Here is a 23772-nt window from a genome sequence, read left to right on the forward strand (position 1 = left end):
CACGTAACAAATTGTTTTCATTGGTATTAGTTCAGTGCAGCCTAGTGCACTGAACTAAATGTTCGTGTCGTCTATTTGCGTCTAGTGCGCCCGCCTATCTTCACCTCACAAATCAAACGCCAACCAACGTGAGGTCAACACAATGCAACACAACCAACCCAAACCCAGCACCCTTGTCGACGAACGCGAAGCCGCGTCGATCCTTTGCTATTCCGTCCGCGCTTTGCAGAACTGGCGGCATCGCGGCGGAGGACCGGACTTTGTGAAAGTGTCCGCCCGGTCGATCCGCTATCGTCGCGCCGATCTGGAAAAGTGGATCGCGGACCGCACGGTGTCCAACACCTCACAAACCATCTGACATTCAGTTTTGCCCCGCAACAGTTGGTAGCGGTTGCGGGGATTTTGGGGCCGAGAGGCTTTCAAACGGGGCGCGGGGTGTCGCCACCCTGCGTCCTTTCTATGTCTGCCATCAACTCAAATCCTTGAAAGGAATACCATGTCAAACCAACCCGCCTTCAAGTTCAGGCTTGGCCTGATCACCGCCACCATCTGGAAGAATGACAGCTTCTATTCCGTCGATTTCACCCGCTCCTACAAGGACGGCCAGGGCGATTGGCACAACACGCAAAGCTATGCCCATGCCGACCTTCTGAACATCGCCAAATGCGCGGAACGCGCCGAGAACTGGATTGCGAGACAGACCAATGACTAAACCGAACCTCCACACCGAACACCACTCACGGCCCCAAAACAAAAGCTACCCCGCCGGAGGCTCCCACCCGCGCGGCGCATCCCGCCGGTCGAATGGGGCGACCCCAAAGAGGGGGGTGATAGTAGCACCCCCCTCTGGAAATACAGAAACGCCGGAAGATTACACCGTGTTGCATCGTGGCTTTGACACGCTGGCGCTGTCTATTCAGGCCAATATCGGCCCCAAGCTCTTTGAATATCTGGAAGCGCAGAAAGCCATCGCCGAGGATGAACAGCGGGAACTCCTGATCTCCTATGAAGGTCCGCAATTCCTGCTCAAGCCCTATGGCGGGAAAGGCTATCGCTTCTTGCTGGACGGCGGGCCTGATGGTGCAAGCTGGGCGATCAAGAAACCCAATGCGCGCGACAAGTGGGGCATTCGCATCACCTTTGGGTCGTTCTTTCTGGCGACCTATGGTCTGGGCGCGGCCAAGGCGCATTGCGAGCGTGTTCTGGACTGTCTGGGCGTCCGCTTTGGTCCCGATGATGTGAGCATATCGCGGGCAGACTTCTGCGTGGATGTTCTGGTGAATGACCTGACCCTGAAACCGGACAATCTGGTGATGCACAGTTCCACCGGTCGGCGCGATCATGTCGCACAGGATGATATTGCCGTGCATGGTAAATCCGGTTGGGTGTCATCCGTCACAGCGGGCAGCATCGCAAACCGGCAAGTGATCATTTACAACAAACGATCCGAGGTCATCGCCCGTGGCAAGACCCATTGGTGGGATATCTGGAACCACACGTTACGTAATGGTCTGGGCAATACCAACGCGGCTGTTACCTTACATAAGGGACAGCCCATCGGCCCCCTGACCCCAGATGCGGACAAAGCCAAACACAACCAAGTCTGGCGCGTCGAGTTCCGGGCGGGCAAAGACCTTCTGAAAGACACTTGGGGCATCCGCACTTGGGCGCAGTTCTTTGACCGCTACGGCGATCTGTGTCGGTCAACGGGCGAGCTTGTCCGATACGCCGAACCTGACCCGTCCGACACCAACCGTTCCCGCTGGCCGAACCATCCCTTGTGGGACGTCGTGTGCGCCGAAATGAACGACGACCTGATCGAAATGCGCAGCGGGGCGGACCCCAACCCGATGAAGGAAGTTCACCGCGCGGAACACATTGCCAGCCTGCTAAAACAGGTGACAGGCACCTGCATCACAATCGCGGCGCTGGAAGGTTGGGAACATGAAGAACTGCCCGTGGCGTTCAGCGGGTTTGCTGAACGAATGACAGACGCGGTGAACGATAACCCCGAACGGTCGGCCAAGCAGTTGCAGGATGCCAAAGACCGGTATGTGTTCATCCGCCAACCCGACGCGCCGCCTACGTAACGTATACGTAGGGACCGGCCAGCCGACCGCCTACGTAATGTTACCTTACATAGGAACCGTCAGAACCCAGAAAGCGCCTATGTTACGATACGTAGGCGCAAGGTCGCGCCTCGGCTTGATCATTGCTACCACAAGGGGCTCAATAGCCGCACCGAGAACAGCTCCTTGCCCTTCCGAAAACGAGAGCCGACGATGCAAGGTTTCCAATCGCCGGGTGGATTACACCGCTTTGTTTTCATGGAGTCCGCAACCCGCAATTCCTTCGACCCATCAGCCCGCCGCCGTTCGGCTCTCACCATCCGTCACTATCGGCTTGAAGCGTTTGATGCTTGTAACTCCGCAGCCAATGTTGCCTGATCTGAGAGCCTTCTTCCCTTCACCCGCCGAGCGAAGTTAATGTGGTCGCTGACCTTGATGAATACTACACCCGATCACCACGCCCAGACGTCAGAGGCCCTTGCACAATGGGCGGCAACCACAGAAGTTGCTAAGACTGCCTATGATTTTGGCATATACCGAAAATAGGTGAAGCGGTCGGTTTGCCTGATCTCTTGATACTGGCTAATAATGCCAGACCAAGCGGGATCTTGTGCCATGAAGGTTAGCCAAGGAAACCGGCGCGTCGAAAAATACCCTGAATCCCGGTCGATGACGAGGAGTTCTGGTTGATATCTGGCGATATCTGAAATGTTATCGGAGCGATTCCGCGCGGCGATGGCTTCAAGCTTTGTGCAGGTGTCAGGATGCTTTGCGCAGTCGGTTTTCGCAATCCGGTTTAACGCACCTGGCACCAGCCAATTCGAAGAATAATGACTTACCCATTTCGCATTGATCGCGATTGCGGCAGGTGGTCCTGCATAAACATGCGGGGTGAGAACCATCAGGCTGTGCACATCGCCGATCTCCTTGGCCACATGGGCGATCTGCCTTGCCGCTCCATTATGATAAAAGCCGCGCAGGCCGAAGAATGATAAAAGGCCAGCGACAGCCACGGCTGATGCAATCACCGCAGGATCCACGCGGCGCGCGCGCAAAATTACAAAAATGCAAGCGACAAGCGCGAAGGCACGGAAGGGAATCGCGTGATAGCTGAAACCTGTCCCTTGCAAAAAATACGACCCCAGCCCCGCAAGCGCGACAAAGGCGAACGGAGCAACGCCTGCCTTGTCCCGCCGCGCAACGAGTAGGATAACGGCAGGCAGCATCACTAAGAGTAGTTCGAATGAAATTCTGACGAACACGCTTGCGAACGGTGCGCCGTAAGCGCCGTAGACTTCACGTGCCATCGGAACAATCTTTGTCAAATAGGCAGGATGGACGGTCGCGACGAAGGCGATAAAGGTAAGACCAACGGCGAGAAACGCCAGGTTCGCGGGCGACAGGATAGGCCTTAGCGAGCGCTGTCGCACGATTTTCAGAACTGTTATTGCCAGCGGAAAAACCACAAAATGGGGCTTAAGGCAGACGCCCAATGCGGCCACAGCGGCGCGCACGATCTGCTGTCGCATCGACGCAGGTTTTTCGCTCACCTCACCCAATAGCCAAGGCATGCTTAGGATAACCAAAACCTGCTCGCGCTGGCCGAAATCATTCAGGGCGGGCACGACCAGTGACACCCCAATCCCGATCAGCAAGAGCGAACCACGCATGGGCGAAAACCCAAGCGAGTCCTCAATGATCGCGCGGCACCAAACCAAGAATACGAACAGCAAAACCGCTAGCGCCAGATATTCCCCGTTCGTGTCACTGATCCCGAACAGTTCGGCAAACCCGATCGCGGGCAGTGTAAAGTAGAAGTTGAGGGGCGGGTTTACCTCGCTAATATTGGTATAAAGCCCTTGCCCTGCCAGCCAATCGCGCGTGGCAATCAGATACCATGCTGTATCGTGATTGATCTCGCGGCCCCAGAATACTGCCAGCACGATTAGCGATAGCGCGGCAGCAAGCCCCAATCCGATCCAGTCAGGTCTTGTGCGTTCGCGCGCGCTCTCAAAAACCCAAAATCTAAACATGAGATAGCTCATCATCGGAACCACAACGGTCACCGCCATCATGGCAATGGCAAAGTAAATTCCCATAACGCTTACGAGCAACCAAACGAGAAAGCTGCTCGTTCCAAGCGAGACGAGCGCGGCAATAACAAAGCGCAGGAACTGGTCGCTCGGTTTCACAGCGCGTCTGAAGGTGAAACGCGTATGCCCAATGTAGGAAAAGAGGACGGCGCAGAGAAATCCCGTAAAATTCGCGTCTAGCGGGGCAAGGCCACACGCCTCACGCGCCATCATCGCGACGAAGACGTGCAAAAGTGTTGCAACGCCACCGACGCCACCAAAGCGGATTATTTGCCCAATCACAGCGATATCAACCTTTTCAAGGACAACCGCCACACGCGACGATCCGAACGGAATACGAACACGTCAGATCTCCGTGTTTTTGGCGAGGTGTTGCGAGCGGATGATATAAACGGGTCTCTGGCGGACCTCGGTGTAGATGCGACCGACATATTCACCGATGATTCCAAGCGCGAACATATTGATGCCCCCGAAGACAAGGATTAGCATTATCGTCGAGGCATAACCGGGAACATCAACGCCAAACAGCAGCGTTCTGGTGAAAATAAATCCCGAATATGCCAGCGACGCAAAGGCCATCAACATGCCGATATAGGTCCAAATCCGCAAAGGGATGGTAGACGAGGCGAATATCCCGTCCAGGGCTAGTTTCCATAGTTTCCAATAGGACCAGCAGGTTTCCCCCGCGGTCCGTGCCGGACGATCATAGGTGACCTCTTCCGCCTCAAACCCGACCCAAGAAAAGAGCGCCTTGTTGAAGCGCGAGCGTTCACCAAGCTGGCAGATTGCGTCAACAACTTCACGGTCGAGTAGACGAAAATCACCGACCCCGCGTGGAATCGGGTGCTCGGCCATAGCGTTGAAGATGCGGTAAAAAGCGTTCGCTGTCTGTTTCTTGAGCCAGGTATCGTTGTCGCGGCGGACACGGCGCGCATTCACCACCTTCGCCCCATCCAGCCAGAGCGCGATCATCTCGATGATCACCGCAGGCGGATCCTGCAGATCAACGTCGATAGGAATCACGGCGTCACCCCTGGCCTTGCGTAGGCCGGCGAGCAATGCAGCCTCTTTTCCGAAATTGCGCGAAAGGTTAATCAGTCCGATATTGTCGCGCTCAGCGGCGGTATTAAGGATCAGCTGCTCCGTCGTGTCCCGGCTACCATCGTTGACAAAAAGAATGTCAAAGCGAATTTCCGGCTCGATCTCGCCAAGGACCGACATCACCTTGTCAAGGAACGTAGGGATGCTCGCTTCCTCGTTATAAATCGGCACGATCAGCGTGATTGAGCGGGTATCTTGAAGGCCCAAGGAGGCCTTGCTATCGACCTTAAAATGTTTCAACTTTTCTCTCGCGGTTAAAATGGCTTGCTCCATTTAGTGATCGAAAAATGGCATAAAGGTGTCCGCAGAAGGCCTATTGTGTGCCAATTGAAAACAACGCGCGGTAGGCTCAACACAGCCAAGCAGCACACTGTGCAAAACCGTCTCTACCCGTGTTTGATAATGACTCTGTCGCGCAAATCAGCTGGGAGCCGCCATTGGCAGCTCATCATTCGAATGCCGGTCTGGGCCGAAATGCCTGAACGGCGCATTTGCACGCCTCACACCGTCAATGCTAAAAACTCTGGCATTCGCCCATTACAATATGATCACTTAACAAACCAATTTCATGTGCTCTCTTCATATCCACGCCGAGCCAGCCACCGGGCGAAACCATGCTTAAAAGGAAGCGTCCAGTTTCTGTGGAATAATTAAATACCATAGTCGCAACTCTAGAGTTTAGGCAGGTCACGACATCCGGAGCTTTGGTGGGAAATGCGCGCTGGCATTTGTAAACGGTATCAGTTCCTTCCACACCAACAACCTGACTGAAGTCATCAGAAAAGCGGATGGTATACTTTTACCCGATGCTTCGTTTTCGTAGCTCGGCTTCCAGTCTCCGTTCTCGGCAATCACTCCCACCGTGTGTTTGGCAACGCAATAAAGAACAGTCTCACGCGCGGCCAATGGGGAACTCGACAGCGCCAATAAGAGGCTCGCAATTAGAGTAGATTTGTTGAACAATACCGGTGCTCTCCTTCAATTTTTGCTGCGATAGCATATTCTCAACACCGAGAAGTTTACTGAATGATAGCGGCAAACCGAATCTATCGCTTGACCGTATCGCGCTTGCCACACCCCTAAACCTGCTTCCGATATGCTTCCGGATTTTTCCAGCTCATTTTCGCCGCATCGCAGAATCGCGCAAATCATTGATATTATAGATAAAATGGTGCCCCCACACGGACTCGAACCGCGGACCTACTGATTACAAATCAGTTGCTCTACCAGCTGAGCTATAGGGGCACTGGTGGGGATTTAAGGGGTTCTGCGGGCGGGTTCAAGCAAAAGGTTCACGGGCGGCTGGCGCGGGCCATCAGGGCCACGGCACACAAGCCTACGGCAATCACCATCAAGGCTGGGGGGGCGGCCTGTTCCAATTGCTCAAGCGACGCCTGTTCGTACACACGGGTCGCCAATGTGCCATAGTTGAACGGGCGCAAAAGCAGGGTTGCGGGCAGCTCTTTCACACTGTCGACAAAGACCAGAAGCAGCGCCGTCCCGACCGAGCTTCTGATCAGCGGGACATAAACCTCGGTCAATGCGCCGCGTGCCGAGCGGCCCAGCGAACGCGCTGCCATCGGCAGGTTGGGCGAAACTCGTCCGATCGCCGCATCCGCCGCCCCCTGTGCGATAGCGAAAAAGCGCACGCAATAGGCATAGACCACGGCAAAAGCGGTGCCCGTCATCATCAGGCCGGGATCCCAGCCGGTCAGCGCCAGAATGCCATCGGCCAGCGCATTGTCGGTTGCCGCCATCGGGATCAGGATACCAATGCCCAGCACCGCCCCCGGTGCCGCATAGCCAATCGTGGTCAGTGGCATCAGCTTGCGCGGCAGGGAGCGTCCGGACATGCGCACACCATAAACCAGGAACAGGGCCGCCGTGACGGTTACGACAGCGGCAATTCCACCCACGGTCAACGTATGCCACAGCGCCGAGGCAAGCCCGTTGGACAGCCAGTATTCAGGTTTCGAGATTGCGTGGATCATCAGGACGGCAACCGGCAAAACGAACCCGATCACGAAGGGTATGGCACAGGCAATCAGCGCCAGCAGGCCGGGTACGGGGCCAAGCGCGCGCGGCTCGACCGGGCGGCTTTGGCGCGACATGCGATAGAACCGGCTGCGGGACCGGCTGATCTTTTCCAACGCGGCCAGCAGGAACACGAAAACAAGGATCACCATGGCGATCTGGGCCGCGCCTCCGGCATTGTGGCTTTCCAGCCAGACCGTGAAGATGCCTGTGGTCAATGTCTGCACCGCAAAGTAATCCACGACGCCGAAATCCGACACGGTCTCCATCATCACGATGGCGACGCCTGCGGCAATGGCAGGGCGTGCCAGCGGCATACCGACCCGCCAGAACCGCGCAAACGGCCCGGCCCCTAGCGCACGCGCGACCTCATACGCATCGCCGGATTGCTCGCGAAAGGCGGCCCGGGCCAACAGGAACACATAGGGGTTCAGGGCCGCGGTCAGCACCAGAACGGCCGACCAGCGCGACCGGATCTGAGGAAACCAGTAGTCAGCCGCGCTGTCCCAGCCGAACAGGGCGCGCAGCCCGGTTTGCACGGGGCCGGCATATTCCAGAAAATCGACAAGCGCATAAGCGCCCACATAGGCCGGGATGGCCAGCGGCGTCAGCAACAGCCATTCCAGCCAGCGGGCACCCGGAAAACGATACATGGTGATCAGCCAGGCGGACCCCGTGCCCACTGCGGCCGACAAGGTGCCGACCGACAAACACAACAGAAGCGTGTTCGAGACATAGCGCGGCAAGGTCGTATTCCACAGATGCGGCCAGGCGTTTTCAGCCGGGGTCATCGCCAACCATATGATCGAGAAAATCGGCAGCAACACCAGCAATGCAATGCCAATCGCCCCGGCAGACCAGAGGTCGGGCATCTGTCTGACGCGGCGCGTCGCTGCAATCTGAGTCTTTTGGTCGGTCATCATTTGCCCGTTTAGCCCGAAACAGGTTTAACTGTCCAGAAATCCACCATATGTTTCATTGGGACGACCGCAAGAAGGGCCAGTTCTGAATGCAAATCTGTTTCCACCTCGGCGCCCACTGCACGGACGATGACCATCTGATCAAATCCTTGCTGAAAAACAGCGGACAACTGGCAAAGCAGGGCATCGCGGTGCCGGGTCCGGGGCGTTATCGGGGGCTGTTGGCCGATGCTTTGGTCAAACTGCAGGGCGCACAGGCCGATGACGAAACGCAAGAGATGCTGCTGGACAGTTTCGTCGACAGCACCGACGCCAGACGGTTGGTTCTGGGCCACAAGAATTTCATGGGCGCCCCGCATCGGGCGATTGAAAACAACCAGCTATATCACCTGGCCAAGCGCAACACGGTCTGGATACGCAACCTCTTCGCCAACCACGATGTCAGTTTTTTCATCGGGATGCGTAACCCGGCAACCTTCGTTCCGGCCATTCTGCACTCCGCACCCGTGGCGGACCGGGCGGCCCTTCTGGCCCAGATCGACCCGCACGGGCTTCGATGGTCAGATACGCTTATGACCATCCGCGAGGCCAATCCCGCCACACCCATCACCGTCTGGTGTAACGAGGACACCCCCCTTCTGTGGCCCGACATCATGCACACAATCGCCGGTGTGAACGGTACGCAACTCCTGTCCGGGGCGCTTGACATCCTGCAGCCCATCATGGTGCCGGAAGGGCTAGACCGCTTGCGGGACTATCTGGATAACACCGAGATGCCGACCCCGCAGCAGCGCCGCCGTGTCATCGCCACCTTCCTTGAGAAATATGCCATCCCGGAGGCGCTTGAGGAAGAGATTGACCTGCCCGGCTGGACCGAAGACATGATCGACGATCTGACCGACGCCTATGATCGCGACCTTGACCGGATCGAGCGGATCGAAGGCGTCACGCTGCTGCTTGCCTGAAACAATAAACCCGCCAAGCCGGCGGGTTTACTGGCAATTCAAACGCCGCAGCGCAGTTACATGCCCAGCGCTTCCTTATACATCTCAAGCACTGCTTCTTCTTCGGCGATGTCGTCCTTGTCGCGTTTGCGCAACGCGATCAACTTGCGCATCACCTTGGTGTCATAGCCGCGTGCCTTGGCTTCGGCCATCACCTCTTTCTGCTGGTCGGCCAGATCTTTTTTCTCCATATCCAGCCGCTCGATCCGCTCAATGAATTGGCGCAGTTCGTTGGCGGTCACGCGATAGCTGTTATCGGGCTGAGTGTCGTCCATGTCGTCCTCTTCTTCGGGTTGCCCCTGACTAGCCCGTCGCCCTGCCCGCTTCAAGAGAGACCGGCGCGATGAATTTGTCAGACGGCAACCCACCGCCGGGGTTGCACCGGGACGCATGTCGGGCTAGGCGAACATCACACAGACGGAGGGTGCCATGGACTGGCTGATCATCATCGGAGCGATCTTGTCGCTTGTCGGGCTGGCGGGCCTTCTGGCCAGTGCGTTTCGGGTCATGAAAGCCAAGCGCGAGAACCTGGACGATGCTGCCCTGCGGGCGCGGGTGCAAAAGGCGATGGCACTGAACATGGGTGGTCTGGCGCTGTCCGTGATCGGTCTGATGTGCGTCATCCTGGGCGTGTCGCTGTCCTGACAACAGGCAACAACCAGAACACCCGCTCAGTCGCCGTTCAGATCGCTGAAGTGGCGCCCGTTCTTGATCAACTCGTCGAACAAAGGTGACGGGGCCCAGAATTTCGGCTCTTCCGGCTGATAGGACAGCAGCGCGTTCTTCACCGCCAGCAATCCGCGCTGGTCGGCCGCCATCATCGGGCCACCGCGAAACCGCGGAAATCCGTAGCCGTAGAGCAAAACCACATCAATATCCGACGGGCGCAGCGCCACCCCTTCTTGCAGAAGCCGCGCGCCTTCATTGGCCATCGCGTTCAGGCACCGCTGCTGAATCTCGTCCGCTTCGAAATGCCGTGGAGTGATATTTTTCCTGCGCCGCTCGTCTTCGATAATGGCCAAGGCATCCTGGTTTTCGACCGGGCCAAGCCCATGGCCATGCACGTAATAACCCCGGCCTGATTTCTGCCCGAACCAGCCTTCTTCACACATCCTGTCGCCGATCGCGACATAGCGGTCATCGGGGTCGCGCGTTGCGGCAAGTCGCTTGCGGCGCGCCCAGGATATATCCAACCCGGCCATATCCAGCACCTGATACGGCCCCAACGGAAAACCATAGGCGCGCATCGCGGCATCAATTTGCGCAGGGCTTGCACCGTCTTCCAGCATGAAATCCGCCGCCAGTCGATAGGCGGCCAGAACCCGGTTTCCGATGAACCCGTCTGCAACCCCGGCTCGAACCGGCACTTTTCTGAGCTTCTTGGCCAGGGCAAACCCGGTGGCCACCACGTCGCGATGCGTTTTTTCACCCACCACGATTTCAAGCAGCTTCATGATGTGGGCAGGCGAAAAGAAGTGATACCCGACCACATCCTCCGGGCGCGAAATCGTCGCGGCCAATGCGTCAATGTCCAGATATGAGGTGTTGGTGGCCAGGATCGCCCCCGGACGCAGCACCTTGTCCAAGTGCTGAAACACATCGCGCTTGACCGTTTCGTCCTCGAACACCGCTTCGATCACCAGATCGACATCGGACAAACGCCCCATATCGGTTGTGCCGTTCAACCGTGACAGCCTGTCATTGGCGGCAGATTGATCAATGCGCCCCTTGCCCACCGATTTCTCATAATTGTCCTTGATGCGGGCGATCCCGCGCGTCAGACCGTCATCGTCACGTTCAACCAGCGTGACCGGAAAGCCCGCATCCAGGCAGGAAATGGCAATGCCAACGCCCATGGTGCCTGCGCCGACGACCCCGATGGTCGACACGTCGCGCAGTTGTGCGCCCTCCAGCTCGGGCACTTTCGCCGCGCGTCGTTCGGCAAAAAAGGCATGGCGCAGAGCCGTGGCCTGAGGACCGGTTTCGCAATCATCAAAACACTGGCGTTCCAGGGCGATACCGGCTTCAAACGGCAGCAGAAGCGCGGCCTCGACGCAATCGACGATACAGCGCACTGAGGGCACGAAGTTACCGGCCACCCGCGCGCGCCAGGATTTAATCGCCTCGCTAAACTGGATCGGGTCTTCAAACCCTTCATGACGGTCACGTGTTGGGCGCGGCGGCGTTGACTGGGCAATCATGTTCCGCGCAGAAGCCAGAGCCGCGCGTTCCAGGTTCTTGTGAATCACCTTCTCGATCAGGCCCATCGCGGCAGCCTTGTCAGCCGAAATCGGCTTGCCGGTGACCATCATCTCCAACGCGGCATTTGCGCCGACAATGCGCGGCACACGCTGCGTCCCGCCGCCGCCCGGCAACACGCCCAGGTTGACCTCGGGCAAGCCCATGGTCGCGTCCTGCAGGGCGATGCGATAGTGGCAGGCCAGCGCCAGTTCGAACCCGCCGCCAAGAGCATGGCCGTGAATGGCCGCCAGAACGGGTTTGGTGCAGTCTTCGATCCGGGCACAGACATCGGACAGGATAGGGGCGGCACGGGGGCGCCCAAACTCGCGCACATCGGCCCCCGCAGGAAAGGTCTTTCCGTCAGCCATCAAGACGATGGCACCGATGTCGTCATCGGCATCGGCCTTCTCGAACGCATCGATCAATCCCTGCCGGATTGTCTGGCTCAGCGCATTGACCGGAGGATTGGAAATCCTGATGAGGGCAACGCCATCCGTGACGTCATAACGAACCTGTGCTGTCATCTGTGCCTCTGTCCCTGCCTGCTTTCAGTCGCCAGAAAAAGGCGCCTTTTGTCAATGGTCTGGGGTCAAAAACCGATTACTTTCGACCAATTGGTCGGTAAAGCTGCGCACAGGACACGTTCAGATCGGCGCACAGCCGCCAATCCGGCCGCGCGCCGTCGCCGGTCAGACCGGCAAATTGTCGAACAGATCGTCGGCATCATCGTCTTCGAGGTCAGCTTCGAACTTGCGAAAATCCTCCGGCACCGGCTGCCCGGTCTTTTCCAGTTCCGAAATTTTCTCGCGCAGCTGCTCCTGCAACACGTGACGGTCTTCGGGACGCTTGGCGATTTCGTCCAGGATCATGCTGATCGAGGCTTTAAGCTCTTCAAATGCCATATTCTCCTCCAAGGTTCGTGATGTTGTGTCCGGAATGGCCACGCCCGGTCGAGTCGGTTGCGGGTCAGGCGTGTGTCGCGGCGCAATCGCGACAGAACGGTGTATGCGGCACAACATCCAGACGTTCAGATTGAATCTCGGTGCCGCAGGTCACGCAAAAGCCGAACTCGCCTTCATCCACACGCGCGAGTGCCGCTTCGATCTTTACAAGCTCATCCTGCCCCGAAGCCCCCAATCCTTCAAGGACTTCATCCTCTTCACGTTCGACGGCAAGTTCTTCCCAGTCTTTCGAACTGTGACTTTCCAACTCTTCCTCGATCTCGTGAAGCCGCGCGTTCAACTCTTTCTGACGCGCCAGCAGCATGTTTCGATACTTGCTTACATCAACCATGTCTTGTCTCCTTCTTGACTTGATAGTGGGACCAAGCCGGTCAGGGTGCTTTGACACAGGTCAATCAGAGCGCAGCACGGTCTCAGGCAGAGTTATCAGCGGTTTGCTTACCCTGCCGAGGATCCGTTTCACCGTGGCTTGCCCCACCTGGCAAAACGCCGGCGACCTGATCGTGCGGCGCAACCGGGTCCGCCATTTGGGGGCGCCCCTCCTGCCCCGGCAGGTCCAATCCGATCCTCAGCGCCCGTTGCCCAGCCGCCTGCCCCAGTCGACACGTGGCGTGCACCTGTCCGGTCAGGTCTTCCAACTGGACCCTGTCCAGCACCTCGCGGGTCAGTGCAATGGTGACGCCCGGCACCAGCCCCGTCACCTCGTCCAGAGACATGCGGCACCGATGTAGTACCGCGCGCAGATCGACCCGTGCGCCCAGCATGACAGGCGGCGCTTCGGTGGCTGGTTTCTGAACCCCATCGGTTTGCGGCGCATCATTTGGCTGGCGCGCTGTGAAAGGCAGCAGCAGGGTCAAGCGCCCTTTTTTGCCGCCATCGCCCAGATCAAGAACCGCCTGAAAACGGCGATAGGCGATTTCGGGCAAGGTCATGGTGGCGGCGCGATAATCATCCAGTTGCAGGGCAAAACGATATCCGCTGCAAAGGCCGGCAATCGGCAGCCGAGCCGCGGATAAGGCGTTTTCCAGTTGCTCCAAAACCTCGTCAAAGAAATCGGCGCACATGGCCGCGTCAGTGCGGGTGGGGGCGCGCGCCTGGGCGGGGGTCGGCAATACCCGCCCGACGGTCTGCATTTCGATCACGGCGGCGACCAGATCGGGGTCGGCGATCAACAGGCCGAACCGGCTGTCCGCCCCTTCGGCGATCGCCAGAAGATCATGTTCGCCGACTGCTTTCCCAGCGGCGGACAGGACAACCCGGTCTTCTGTAACATCAGTTGCCGCGATCGCCAGACCCGCCGTCGCATCCCCCGCGCGTGCCAACGCCTTTCCCAAGGCCCCGGCAGCCGTAACGGGCGGGATTTCGGGCGGTGGGCGGCCGGCCCCCGCCTTTTGGCGCAACGCGCTGATCTGAACCGGGTCAGCCATGATTGGTCCGTTCTGGTCGCATGCACCAGACCTGACAAACCAAGGTTGACAATTGGTTTAAATTCAACCGCGGTGGGGTATTTTTTCCAGTGGCAGCGTGACACGAAACGCCGCGCCCCTTTGCCCCGGCAGATAGGTGATCGCCCCGCCAAGCCGGTCCATGACCTCGCGGCAAATGGCCAGACCCAGCCCGGCGCCACCCGCAGCGGCGTTGTCTGTCAGGCGCGAGAATTTCTCGAAGATCATCACCTGGCTTTCGGTCGGGATACCAGACCCGTTGTCCACGAAATCGATCCGCAACACGCCGTCACGCACGCCCACCCGGATGGTCAACCGCTTGAACTTCGCATCACCATATTTTGCCGCATTGGCAATCAGGTTGATGAACACCTGCGCCAGCCGGTCGGTGTCGGTGGCGATGACAATCTGTTCGCGCGCCAGATCGCGGTGGATGCGTAGGTCTTCGGCCACGATCAAGGATTGCGTGGCGGCGACAGCCCGGTCCAACACCTTCGACAACACTTCGCGCTGAGGGTTCAACTGCACCTGACCATGTTCAAGCACGCTGAGATCAAGCAGGTCATCCAAGAGCCGCGTCAGGCGCAATGCCTCGTCATGAATGATCGAGGCATGTTTTTCCGCTGCCTCGGCATCCCTGATCCCGCCATCGCGCAGGATCTCGGAAAACGCGCGGATCGAGGTCATGGGCGTGCGCAGCTCGTGGCTGATCTGGCTGAGAAACGCATCTTTCTGGATCGACAGCTTGGTCAGCTTCTCGTTTGCAGCCGAGAGTTGCCGCGCGGTGGTCGTCAACTCCTTCTGCTTCGCTTCAAGCTGCGAGGAATAGACCAGCATCTGCTGGGTTTCATCCGCCACTGCCATAAGATCGTCGACCGATACTGTGGCCCCGCCCATGATCTGGGCGATCATCGCGTGGGCAGTGGCCGCCCCCACTGAACCCGACAGCTCGCGTTCAAGGCGTGCCATGAAATCGGGGGTGGTGTCGGGCAAATACCCCTCTTTCCCCTGCGCACTGGCCTGTGTCTGAAACAGCGTCTGCGCCGCATCGGCCCCCATGGTACGTTGGGCCATCACCAGCAGATCCTCGGCCACCGCCGCAGACGCAATACCGCCCTGCGTTTGGTGGGTGTGGTCCAGCACATTGACGAACTGCGCGCCCTGCAACCGCTCCAACGGACCGGGGAAAGAGATGAGGGACACGCCGACAAAGGCAAAACTGTTCAGGATCATCGACCAGAAAACCGCATGCACCACCGGGTCAAGCCCCGTGACGCCGAACAGAGCCTGCGGTTTCAGCCAGGCAATCCCCAGTGGTCCTTCGGCCAGCAGAGATGCGCTCATCAACCCGGCGTCGCCGAAACTGGGCAGAAACAGGGTATAGGCCCAGACGATGAACCCCGTGACCAAACCCGCCGCCGCGCCGTTGCGCGACGCACCACGCCACAGCAAGCCTCCGGCCATTGCGGGCAGGACTTGCGCCACCCCGGTAAAGGAAATCATGCCGATCGCCGCCAGGGCCGTCCCACCGCCCGACATACGGAAGTAAAGATATCCCAGCACCAGCACGCCAATGATCGACAAGCGGCGCGCGGCCAGAAGCACCTGGCGCACGTCACCTGACACCGTAGCTTCTTCGGGTCGGATGGACAGCCAGAGGGGCATAATGATGTGGTTCGACACCATGGTCGCCAGGGCAATCGATGCCACGATCACCATCGAGGTGGCCGAACTGAACCCCCCAAGGAAAGACAGCATCGCCAGCCCGTCCTGATCGAAATGCAACGGGATGGTCAGCACGAACAGGTCCGGGTTTTCTCCGGCCGGCAAGGTGCCAAGACCGACCACCGCGATCGGCACGACAAAGAGGCTCATCAGGAACAGATAGGTCGGAAATGCCCACGAGGCGACGGCAAGCTGACGTTCGCCCAGATTCTCGACCACCAGCACATGAAACATGCGCGGTAGCGTCAGAAATGCAGCGGCAGACAGGAAGGTCAGCCCGACCCAACGCCCGCCAGTGATGGACCAGGCGCCGTCCGGTGCGGCGCGCATCGCCTGATCCACGGCCTGCGCGATACCCGCCGGGCCGCCACCCACGCCCCATACGACGAAGACGCCCACGGCCAGCAAGGCAACCAGCTTGACCACCGCCTCGACCGCGATGGCGGTGACCACGCCGTGATGTCGTTCGTTCACGTCGAGGTTGCGCGTGCCAAACAGGATCGTGAAAAGGGCCAGACCGCCCGCCACCCAAAGTGCCGTCGCATCCAGATCGGGCACGCTCCACCCCGCCGAGCGATCCCGCGCAAACACCGAAAATGCCAGCGTGACCGATTGCAGTTGCAACGCGATATAGGGGGTCGTGCCGATCACTGCGATCAGCGTCACGATCACCCCAAGCAGGTTCGACTTGCCATAGCGCGACGACAGCAAATCCGCGATCGATGTCACCCGCTGCGCGCGGCCCACCCGCACCAGTTTACGCAAGAACCACCACCAGCCAATCATCACCAGCGTCGGGCCAAGATAGATCGTGACGAACTCCAACCCCGAGCGCGCCGCGTACCCCACTGCACCATAGAACGTCCACGCTGTGCAATAGACCGATAGCGACAGGGTATAGATCAGCGGTGAACTGAGAAACCTGTTCTTGTTGCGCGCCGCACTTCGATCGGCCCCGAAGGCCACCAGGAACAACAGGATCACATACAGCAGACAAACCGCGACGAGCGTATTGAAACTGAGCATCAGTCGCGCCCTGCCTGTCGGTCAGGGTTATCCCGGGCAGAGGACGGCAATTTGTCGTCGGGGTCTTGCGATACGCCCGGCCAACGGGTCAGACCCCGTGCGATGATCGCGGTGGCGACGATTAGTGCAAACCAGGCTGCAAACAGATACAAGCCCTGCGCAGCCGTGCCGACCCCGGGGGCCAACAAAGGCAGCAGAAACAGAAACACGCCCAGGACCGGCAGCAGACGGGCAGCATCTTCAAGCCGGCGCCGTCGATAGCTCTGGCGCGCCAGAAACAGGGGCTCGCGACGGACCCTCATACGCAGGCGGCCCGTGTCCATGGCATTGGGATCGGATGGCACGACATGGCGTCTTTAACCCGGCACAAGCTCATTCAGGGTCTCAACCACCTCGGCGTTTGAAAAGGGCTTGGTCATGAAGCGGTTCACGCCAAGCCGTTCGGCCTGTTCGCGGTCGGTGCGCTGGCCGCGCGCAGTCAGCATCAGAACGGGCAACCGCCGCGTCAGTTCGTGGGCGCGCAGGTCCTGCAATATGTCATATCCCGACCGGCCCGGCAGCATCACATCAAGGATCAACGCATCGGGTTTGGCATCCAGCACCGCCTGCACCGCCGTTTCGCCATTGGCATGCGTGCCCACCGTCCAGCCATCCCGGCTGAGAATGAAACTGATTGCCGCGACAATATTTGGTTCGTCCTCGATGACGAGCACCTGTTTTGCCATATATCCCTCCGCTGGGGCTGGCTGTCGCCGCACCCTTGTCCGTGAATATCGACAATGCACAGACCCATGTCAAAACAAACCAAAACCGAGAATGGGTCAGGCTGTCGAAATACCCGCGCGCAGGCTCTTGTCGCGCGCGGACCTAAACGGCATCGGCGGACAAAAGCGACGCCTCGCGCCGTGCCGCACAGCCGGGGCGCGGACAGACCCGGCATGACGAGCCAACGGGCAAGGCGTGGGCCTCCGCATCCCCCGTGCGCGCATCGTCGAACGGTTCGATCAGCATATAGGCGTCCAGAACCGGGGGCAGGTCGAATCGCAGAGCCTCTCTTGGCAGGCAGATCGCCTGACACAAAAATCGGCGCGGCGTGGCGCCGGGCATTTCCACAACGGCGCGCAGCGGGTGTCCGGGACGGCTGAGCGCCTGATATAACGGCCAGTACGAACAGGCCGCTCCGAACCTCGGCAGGGAAAATCCCGGCAGTGCCTTGCGCAGGAAAAGCGTGCCCGATCCATCGCATGACACAAGCCCGACCGGCGGAAGATCATCCATCGTCGGTGCAAACGCCAAACGGCGCATGACGGCTGGCAAGGGCTGCTGAAACCGGGCGGCCAGTTGGCTGGGATCCCCGCCGCAATCCAAGCGCGCCGCTTGAAACGCCGCCAGCGGCATCGCGGTGGCATCTTCCACATATTGCCGGAAATGCTGTCGCGCGACGTCTTTGGCCGCTGCGGTTTCAAGACTGCCAACCTGTGCGATCAGACCATTGATCCGGGCGGAGACCTGATCGCGTGTCGCGCCATGCAACCCTTCCAGTTCAGGAAGGTGATGGTCGCGCTGATCCAGAAAGACGGCCAACTCCTCTCCCGGCACGACCGGGGCCATGTCGCGGTCGGCGCCCGCATCCAGATATTGCACCAGGCCCTGCGCCGCGCTGGACAGACGCCGGCCCTCGTCCCGCATATTGCCCATGAAGCGCAGCCGCCATTCCGGGGCGATCTCCCCCCCTTCAGTCAGGATACCCACGGTCGAGCGGATCGCTGTGACGGCCGAAATCACCTCGTGCAGAGATGCAGCCAGTTCGGGATCATGGGTCAGACGGTCGGACAAGGCTTCGACCAGTTGTTCAAGGTCGCGGATGCGCTGGTGCTGCGCGGCCACCAAAGCCGCCCAACCGGGAAATCGCCCGGCAAGATCCTCGGACCGGTGCAGTTCCGGGGTCAGTTCCGGCATCCTCTGGCCGGCTTCGCGCAAAGCCCCAAGCAACGCGGCCTCGGCCCCTTCGGTCAGGGATCGGGGGTCGGTGCGCAGCTCTCGTGCCAGATCTTGCAACAGCTTGCCCCCGGCCCGGCGGCGATTGTGTTCGATCAGATTCAGATAGGCGGCCGAGATCCCGACAGCCGCGGCAAGCGCCGATTGCTTCTGCCCCAAAAACAATCGGCGCTCGCGGATACGGCTTCCTGTCAGACGGGACTGTGGCATTGTGATACTCGCGCGGCGTTTCCGACAAATGCGCTGCCGGATATTTACAGAAACACTGAGTGTTTTTTCTCGTATTTACAAGAAATCTGTTTAATCCAAGCGTGTTGCTGCCGCCTTAGCTTTGTGGCGCGATATTTCTGTTCCGTTATGTAAAGAATCTGCTCACCCTGCACGCACGCATCAGCCGCCCTTGGCGACTTCCCGCCACTTCGCCCCCATCGGATGCACACAACATTCCCTTGCGGCCACAAATCCTTACAAACTAAGGTGAACTCACGATTCATCCAGGAGGATACCATGAAGAAAGCCATTATGACCCTTGCTTGTGTTGCAACGCTGGCGCTGCCCGCCTGCAACCGCCCGCTGACCGACCAGGAAAAAACCATCGTTGGTGGCGTGGCAGGCATTGGCGCCGGGATACTTACGGCGAACGCGATCGGCGCAAACAAAAACTGGACCGTGCTGACCACGCTGGCCGGTGCAGCCGCTGGTATCATGGTTGCCCGCAACTATCATACCAACCAATGCGCCTATTCGAACGGTGACGGCACCTATCGCACCCGTCCCTGCCCGGTCTGATTGGCAGTTGGAACAGAACAGAAAGGCGCGCCTTCGGGCGCGCCTTTTTTTGTGCACGCGACCTGCGTTTGGCTGCTCAGATGACCGGTAAAGGTTGGTTTATTGCTGCCAATTGATGGTCTTGGCACCGCTTCCCCCAATTTAATGTCTGATTTGTGCAATCCAGGACGCAAATCCGATCCGCCCCGAGCACCGCCCCTTCGACGCGCTGCCAAGCAATTCCGACGCGACACCACACGCAATTGAATTGCCACCCTTCCTTTGGCAGGATGGCGCAATGACGCCAATGGACCTTGCCTTCATGCACGCACCGACCGGGCTTGCGCTGACCGAAAACCGGATCGTGCGGCAATGCAATCTGCGCTTTGCCGAAATGTTTGGCGACCAGGTCGACGCCTTTGCGGATATGCCGCTGGAACGGCTCTATCCGTCGCTAAAAGACTACGAGCGGATCGAACGAGTCGGCGGCGACCGCTTGCGAAAAACGGGGCGTTATGAGGACGAACGCATCATGCGGCGCCTGGACGGAGAGCTGTTCTGGTGCCGTGTGCGCGGCACCAGCCTGACGCCGGATACACCCTTCAAACAAGGGGTGTGGAGCTTTGCGGACCTGTCTGCCGAACGTCCGGTCGTGGCGCTGACCCCGCGTGAACGGGACGTGGCGATCCTGACGTGCCAAGGGCGGACATCAAAGGAAATTGGCCTGATCCTGAACCTCAGCTATCGCACGGTCGAAGCCCACCGCGCACGGCTTTTGCAAAAATTCGGCGCGCGAAAACTGCCGGAACTGGTGGCGAAATTCTCGGGCATGCCGCTCTAGCAGTTAACCATTCCGTGTTTTCTCCTGCTTCAATTAACGCTTTAGAAAGAATGATTAATTATTCTCGAACGCGGTCGGAAGCAAACCACAGAGGGAGCCAGACATGGAATTCACAATACCTGCCCCGCTTGGGGCGCAGGCCAGCTTACTGGCAAACATGCCGGTGCGAAAAATGCCGGACAGCACGAAGGTCGAAGCCGCCCCGAATGCCGGAAAGGCGCGCGCGGACATGCACAACTCGGCGCGCCACGGCGCAGATCAGTCAAGACAGTCCGAGGTCACGCCCCGGCCCTCTGACCTTCCGGTCGATCCCGAAACATTGGCCGGCCCACCCCCCAGCTTCCAACTGAATGTGCTGGAACTGGACCAGAAACTTCAGCAGCAACTGGCGCGGCTTGAAACCCATCGTGCCCATGCGCAGCAGACCGAAGGGCCCGACACGCCGCAGACGGGCGACCAAAAGCCTGAACCATCCCGGTTGTCTGAAAACATGACTTCGAACGACGCCTGACCTCATCGAACTGAAGGTTTGTTTGCAAAAATTCCACGACACGCGACTGACCTTTGTTCCTGTGGTCTGCCCAAAAAAACTGTGGTTCCTCACCACCAGGAAACCTTAATCGCTTTTCTCCTCTTACCTGGCGTCCTATAAGCGTTGCAATCATGCATTGCCCACGCATACTTCGGGCAAACAAACAACGGTAAGGCCCCATGACGAAAAAACATCATGAGAATGACGTGTCCTTCATCGAGGCACTGGCGAAAATCCTTCAGGAAAACGATCTGTCCGAAGTCGAGGTCATGCGCGATTATGGCGAGAATGACAGCCTGAATGTCCGCGTGAGCCGCGCGAAAGAGGTCGTCCAGATGGCCGCCGCCCCCGCGCCTGCCATGGCCGCTGCCCCGGCCCCTGCACCGTCCCCGGTTTCGGCTGCAGCCGACACCAGCGCACCGGCCCGCGCCTCGGAAGACCCCGCAAGCCATCCGGGCGCCGTGCCGTCGCCGATGGTCGGCACCGTCTATCTTCAGGCCGAACCGGGCACACCCGCCTTTGTCAGCATCGGCGACAAGGTCGAAGAGGGGCAGACCCTTCTGATCGTCGAGGCCATGAAAACCATGAACCAGATCCCCGCCCCACGCGCCGGAACGGTCAAGCGTATTCTGGTCGAAGACGGCGCACCCGTCGAATTCGGCGCCCCCCTGATGATCATCGAATAAGGGACATCACATGGCCCATTTCGACAAAATCCTGATCGCCAACCGCGGAGAGATTGCCCTGCGCGTCATCCGAGGCGCGCGCGAGATGGGGATCAAGACAGTGGCGGTGCATTCCACCGCGGACGTGGATGCCATGCATGTGCGCATGGCGGATGAAAGTGTCTGCATCGGCCCGCCCTCCAGCACCGACAGCTATCTGTCGATCCCTGCCATCATCGCGGCCTGCGAAATCACCGGCGCGCAAGCGGTGCATCCCGGCTATGGCTTTCTGTCCGAGAATGAACAGTTTGTGCAGGTTCTAGAAGATCACGAGATAACGTTCATAGGCCCCTCGGCAGAGCATATCCGCATGATGGGTGACAAGATCACCGCCAAGGAAACCGCGATCAAGCTGGGCATCCCGGTGGTTCCCGGATCGGATGGGGGCGTGCCCGACCTAGCCACCGCCCGCAAACTGGCCGCCGAGATGGGCTATCCCGTGATCGTCAAGGCCACCGCCGGTGGTGGCGGGCGCGGCATGAAAGTCGCCCGATCTGAGGCCGAGATTGACACCGCGTTTTCCACGGCCCGATCCGAGGCAAAAGCCGCCTTCGGCAATTCCGAAGTCTATATGGAGAAATACCTGCAAAAGCCGCGTCACATCGAGGTGCAGGTGTTTGGCGATGGCCAAGGCAACGGCGTACATCTGGCAGAGCGTGATTGTTCGTTGCAGCGGCGCCACCAGAAAGTGTTTGAAGAAGCCCCCGGACCCAGCATCAGCCCCGAGGAACGCGCCCATATCGGCGGCATCTGCGCCAAGGCCGTGGCCGAGATGGGCTATCGCGGTGCCGGTACGATCGAATTCCTCTATGAAGACGGCGAGTTCTATTTCATCGAAATGAACACCCGCTTGCAGGTGGAACACCCGGTGACCGAAGCCATTTTTGGCGTCGATCTGGTGCGCGAACAGATCCGCGTTGCCGAAGGCATGCCGCTGTCCTTCGGGCAAGACGATCTTGAGGTCAACGGCCACGCGATCGAGATTCGCATCAACGCCGAACGCCTGCCCAACTTCTCTCCATGTCCTGGCAAGATCACTCAGTACCACGCACCCGGCGGGCTGGGTGTGCGGATGGACAGCGCGCTGTATGATGGCTATTCGATCCCGCCCTATTACGACAGCCTGATCGGCAAGCTGATCGTGCATGGCCGTGATCGGCCCGAAGCACTGGCGCGGCTTCACCGTGCCCTTGGCGAGTTGATTGTTGACGGCGTCGAGACCACGGTGCCCTTGTTCCACCAGTTGCTGGCCGAGGAAGACATCCAAACGGGTCGTTACAATATCCACTGGCTGGAACGCTGGTTGGAAGAAAACCTGGGCTAGGGCCATTGGCCCCGCCCCTTGATCCACCGCCGCTGAGCGCCGACCTTCTGCTGCGTGCTTATGCCATGGGTGTGTTTCCCATGGCCGAAAGCCGTGACGATCCGCGTGTCTTCTGGGTGGACCCCGAGGCGCGCGGCATATTTCCACTCGACGGTTTCAACATCTCGCGCAGCCTTGCGCGCACAATCCGGCGCGCACCCTTTCACATCGCCCTGAACCGTGATTTCGCGGGAACCGTCGCCGCCTGTGCGGACCGTGACGAAACCTGGATCAACACCACGATTTTCGGCCTGTACAACGACCTGCACCGCTTGGGCCATGCCCATTCGCTGGAGCTGTGGGACGGTGATACGCTGGTCGGCGGTGTCTATGGCGTCACGCTGGGGCGGGCCTTTTTCGGGGAAAGCATGTTTTCGCGCCGCCGGGATGCCTCGAAGATCGCGCTGGCTTATCTGACCCGACACTTGTCAGACACGGGGTTCACCCTGTTTGACACGCAGTTCCTGACGCCACATCTTGCCAGTCTGGGCGCGGTGGAAATTCCTCGTGCGGCGTATCACGAGATGCTGGAGCAGGCGCTGTCGCACGGGGTCGCTGATATTACCTCCCGGTCCTTGCCCGATGCTCAATCCGTCGTGCAGCGCAAGACCCAGACGTCATAGCGTTGATGGTCCAGCGCGTTCAGTGCCGGGGACGACGCAACCATCCAACCTTCGAATGTGGTCTGGTCATCGTTGCCATCGCGGATCACGAGCCAGGCATACGCATCCCCGGACGGGTTATCCGTGGGGTAACGGCATTCCCCCAGCGTGACACGCAATTTGCCCAATTCGACCGTGTCCCCAACCTTCATCGAGAAATCGACGGGCATACCGGACACCTTGTCCAAACCGCGCAACAGCGCGCCGGTGGCCTTGCCGGTTTCGGCCGTGGCAGAAAGGGCCGACACGGCCAGCGCGCCGGC

24 protein-coding genes and 1 tRNA gene are annotated in these 23772 nt (G+C 59.3%); 11 read left to right on the forward strand and 14 right to left on the reverse strand.

Translation table 11 applies throughout. The features are described from left to right. Window positions 1-142 precede the first annotated feature (142 nt). From MUY21_RS02360 to MUY21_RS02370, 3 genes are all read left to right on the forward strand, one after another. On the forward strand, window positions 143-358 hold the full coding sequence (locus tag MUY21_RS02360) for a helix-turn-helix domain-containing protein (protein ID WP_242110745.1): 216 nt from the start codon (window positions 143-145) through the stop codon (window positions 356-358). Window positions 359-496: 138 nt separating this feature from the next. Beyond that, on the forward strand, window positions 497-712 hold the full coding sequence (locus MUY21_RS02365) for a hypothetical protein (protein ID WP_248408790.1): 216 nt from the start codon (window positions 497-499) through the stop codon (window positions 710-712). Between the two features lie 166 nt (window positions 713-878). Next, the gene (locus MUY21_RS02370) at window positions 879-2090 is read left to right on the forward strand and encodes a hypothetical protein (RefSeq protein WP_248408791.1); all 1212 of its coding nucleotides are present in this window, start codon (window positions 879-881) and stop codon (window positions 2088-2090) included. Between the two features lie 497 nt (window positions 2091-2587). Here the strand turns inward: MUY21_RS02370 and MUY21_RS02375 are convergent, their stop codons facing one another. The 4 genes from MUY21_RS02375 to MUY21_RS02390 form a co-directional block, all read right to left on the reverse strand. Next, a complete protein-coding gene (locus MUY21_RS02375) occupies window positions 2588-4477 on the reverse strand; it encodes a GtrA family protein (RefSeq protein ID WP_248408792.1) in 1890 nt (629 codons plus the stop codon). 30 nt (window positions 4478-4507) lie between these two features. Further along, window positions 4508-5536, reverse strand: a complete 1029-nt coding sequence (locus tag MUY21_RS02380; RefSeq protein ID WP_248408793.1) for a glycosyltransferase family 2 protein — start codon at window positions 5534-5536, stop codon at window positions 4508-4510. A gap of 896 nt (window positions 5537-6432) precedes the next feature. Continuing rightward, window positions 6433-6508, reverse strand: a tRNA-Thr gene (locus MUY21_RS02385). Between the two features lie 47 nt (window positions 6509-6555). Then, entirely contained in the window at window positions 6556-8220 is a 1665-nt protein-coding gene (locus MUY21_RS02390; RefSeq protein ID WP_191285203.1) for an iron ABC transporter permease, read from the reverse strand. Between the two features lie 86 nt (window positions 8221-8306). Between MUY21_RS02390 and MUY21_RS02395 the strand changes: the two genes are divergently transcribed. After that, entirely contained in the window at window positions 8307-9182 is an 876-nt protein-coding gene (locus MUY21_RS02395; protein WP_248408794.1) for a hypothetical protein, read from the forward strand. 56 nt (window positions 9183-9238) lie between these two features. On the opposite strand, the gene MUY21_RS02400 is transcribed toward MUY21_RS02395, so the two are convergent. Then, on the reverse strand, window positions 9239-9496 hold the full coding sequence (locus tag MUY21_RS02400; RefSeq protein ID WP_191285205.1) for a DUF2312 domain-containing protein: 258 nt from the start codon (window positions 9494-9496) through the stop codon (window positions 9239-9241). 154 nt (window positions 9497-9650) lie between these two features. Here MUY21_RS02400 and MUY21_RS02405 point away from each other — a divergent pair, with 154 nt between their 5' ends. Then, a complete protein-coding gene (locus MUY21_RS02405) occupies window positions 9651-9866 on the forward strand; it encodes a hypothetical protein (RefSeq protein WP_191285206.1) in 216 nt (71 codons plus the stop codon). 26 nt (window positions 9867-9892) lie between these two features. Here the strand turns inward: MUY21_RS02405 and MUY21_RS02410 are convergent, their stop codons facing one another. The 8 genes from MUY21_RS02410 to MUY21_RS02445 all read right to left on the reverse strand — a co-directional run bounded on the left by MUY21_RS02410 (window position 9893) and on the right by MUY21_RS02445 (window position 18828). Beyond that, the gene (locus tag MUY21_RS02410; RefSeq protein ID WP_248408795.1) at window positions 9893-11986 is read right to left on the reverse strand and encodes a 3-hydroxyacyl-CoA dehydrogenase NAD-binding domain-containing protein; all 2094 of its coding nucleotides are present in this window, start codon (window positions 11984-11986) and stop codon (window positions 9893-9895) included. Window positions 11987-12151: 165 nt separating this feature from the next. Next, window positions 12152-12364: a hypothetical protein gene (locus tag MUY21_RS02415; RefSeq protein ID WP_248408796.1), complete on the reverse strand. Its 213-nt coding sequence runs from the start codon at window positions 12362-12364 to the stop codon at window positions 12152-12154. A 64-nt stretch (window positions 12365-12428) separates the two neighbouring features. Continuing rightward, complete coding sequence (locus MUY21_RS02420) at window positions 12429-12755, reverse strand: TraR/DksA C4-type zinc finger protein (protein ID WP_248408797.1); 327 nt, start codon at window positions 12753-12755, stop codon at window positions 12429-12431. 82 nt (window positions 12756-12837) lie between these two features. Beyond that, window positions 12838-13851, reverse strand: coding sequence for a FliM/FliN family flagellar motor C-terminal domain-containing protein (locus MUY21_RS02425; protein ID WP_248408798.1), 1014 nt, complete (start codon window positions 13849-13851; stop codon window positions 12838-12840). Between the two features lie 63 nt (window positions 13852-13914). Continuing rightward, the gene (locus MUY21_RS02430; protein WP_248408799.1) at window positions 13915-16620 is read right to left on the reverse strand and encodes an ATP-binding protein; all 2706 of its coding nucleotides are present in this window, start codon (window positions 16618-16620) and stop codon (window positions 13915-13917) included. Continuing rightward, the gene (locus tag MUY21_RS02435; protein WP_248409174.1) at window positions 16620-16922 is read right to left on the reverse strand and encodes a hypothetical protein; all 303 of its coding nucleotides are present in this window, start codon (window positions 16920-16922) and stop codon (window positions 16620-16622) included. Before MUY21_RS02435 ends, MUY21_RS02430 begins: the two co-directional genes overlap by 1 nt. 54 nt (window positions 16923-16976) lie before the next feature. After that, window positions 16977-17345 (reverse strand): response regulator, encoded by a 369-nt coding sequence (locus MUY21_RS02440; protein WP_248408800.1) that lies wholly within the window; start codon window positions 17343-17345, stop codon window positions 16977-16979. A gap of 142 nt (window positions 17346-17487) precedes the next feature. Next, the gene (locus MUY21_RS02445; RefSeq protein WP_248408801.1) at window positions 17488-18828 is read right to left on the reverse strand and encodes an XRE family transcriptional regulator; all 1341 of its coding nucleotides are present in this window, start codon (window positions 18826-18828) and stop codon (window positions 17488-17490) included. A gap of 297 nt (window positions 18829-19125) precedes the next feature. Between MUY21_RS02445 and MUY21_RS02450 the strand changes: the two genes are divergently transcribed. The 6 genes from MUY21_RS02450 (at window position 19126) to aat (ending at window position 23470) form a co-directional block, all read left to right on the forward strand. Further along, a complete protein-coding gene (locus MUY21_RS02450) occupies window positions 19126-19407 on the forward strand; it encodes a glucose-6-phosphate isomerase (protein ID WP_191285214.1) in 282 nt (93 codons plus the stop codon). A gap of 277 nt (window positions 19408-19684) precedes the next feature. Next, complete coding sequence (locus MUY21_RS02455; RefSeq protein ID WP_248408802.1) at window positions 19685-20227, forward strand: helix-turn-helix transcriptional regulator; 543 nt, start codon at window positions 19685-19687, stop codon at window positions 20225-20227. A 103-nt stretch (window positions 20228-20330) separates the two neighbouring features. Beyond that, the gene (locus MUY21_RS02460) at window positions 20331-20738 is read left to right on the forward strand and encodes a hypothetical protein (protein ID WP_248408803.1); all 408 of its coding nucleotides are present in this window, start codon (window positions 20331-20333) and stop codon (window positions 20736-20738) included. 200 nt (window positions 20739-20938) lie between these two features. Further along, window positions 20939-21445, forward strand: coding sequence for an acetyl-CoA carboxylase biotin carboxyl carrier protein (gene accB, locus MUY21_RS02465; protein WP_248408804.1), 507 nt, complete (start codon window positions 20939-20941; stop codon window positions 21443-21445). A gap of 10 nt (window positions 21446-21455) precedes the next feature. Then, window positions 21456-22808, forward strand: coding sequence for an acetyl-CoA carboxylase biotin carboxylase subunit (gene accC / locus MUY21_RS02470; protein ID WP_248408805.1), 1353 nt, complete (start codon window positions 21456-21458; stop codon window positions 22806-22808). 5 nt (window positions 22809-22813) lie between these two features. Beyond that, the gene (gene aat / locus MUY21_RS02475; protein WP_282568909.1) at window positions 22814-23470 is read left to right on the forward strand and encodes a leucyl/phenylalanyl-tRNA--protein transferase; all 657 of its coding nucleotides are present in this window, start codon (window positions 22814-22816) and stop codon (window positions 23468-23470) included. Here the strand turns inward: aat and MUY21_RS02480 are convergent. Then, window positions 23434-23763: a DUF2155 domain-containing protein gene (locus MUY21_RS02480; RefSeq protein WP_248409176.1), complete on the reverse strand. Its 330-nt coding sequence runs from the start codon at window positions 23761-23763 to the stop codon at window positions 23434-23436. The genes aat and MUY21_RS02480 overlap by 37 nt on opposite strands. Window positions 23764-23772 lie beyond the last annotated feature (9 nt).

The sequence above is a fragment of the Aliiroseovarius sp. S2029 genome (assembly GCF_023195575.1).
Lineage (GTDB): Bacteria > Pseudomonadota > Alphaproteobacteria > Rhodobacterales > Rhodobacteraceae > Aliiroseovarius > Aliiroseovarius zhejiangensis.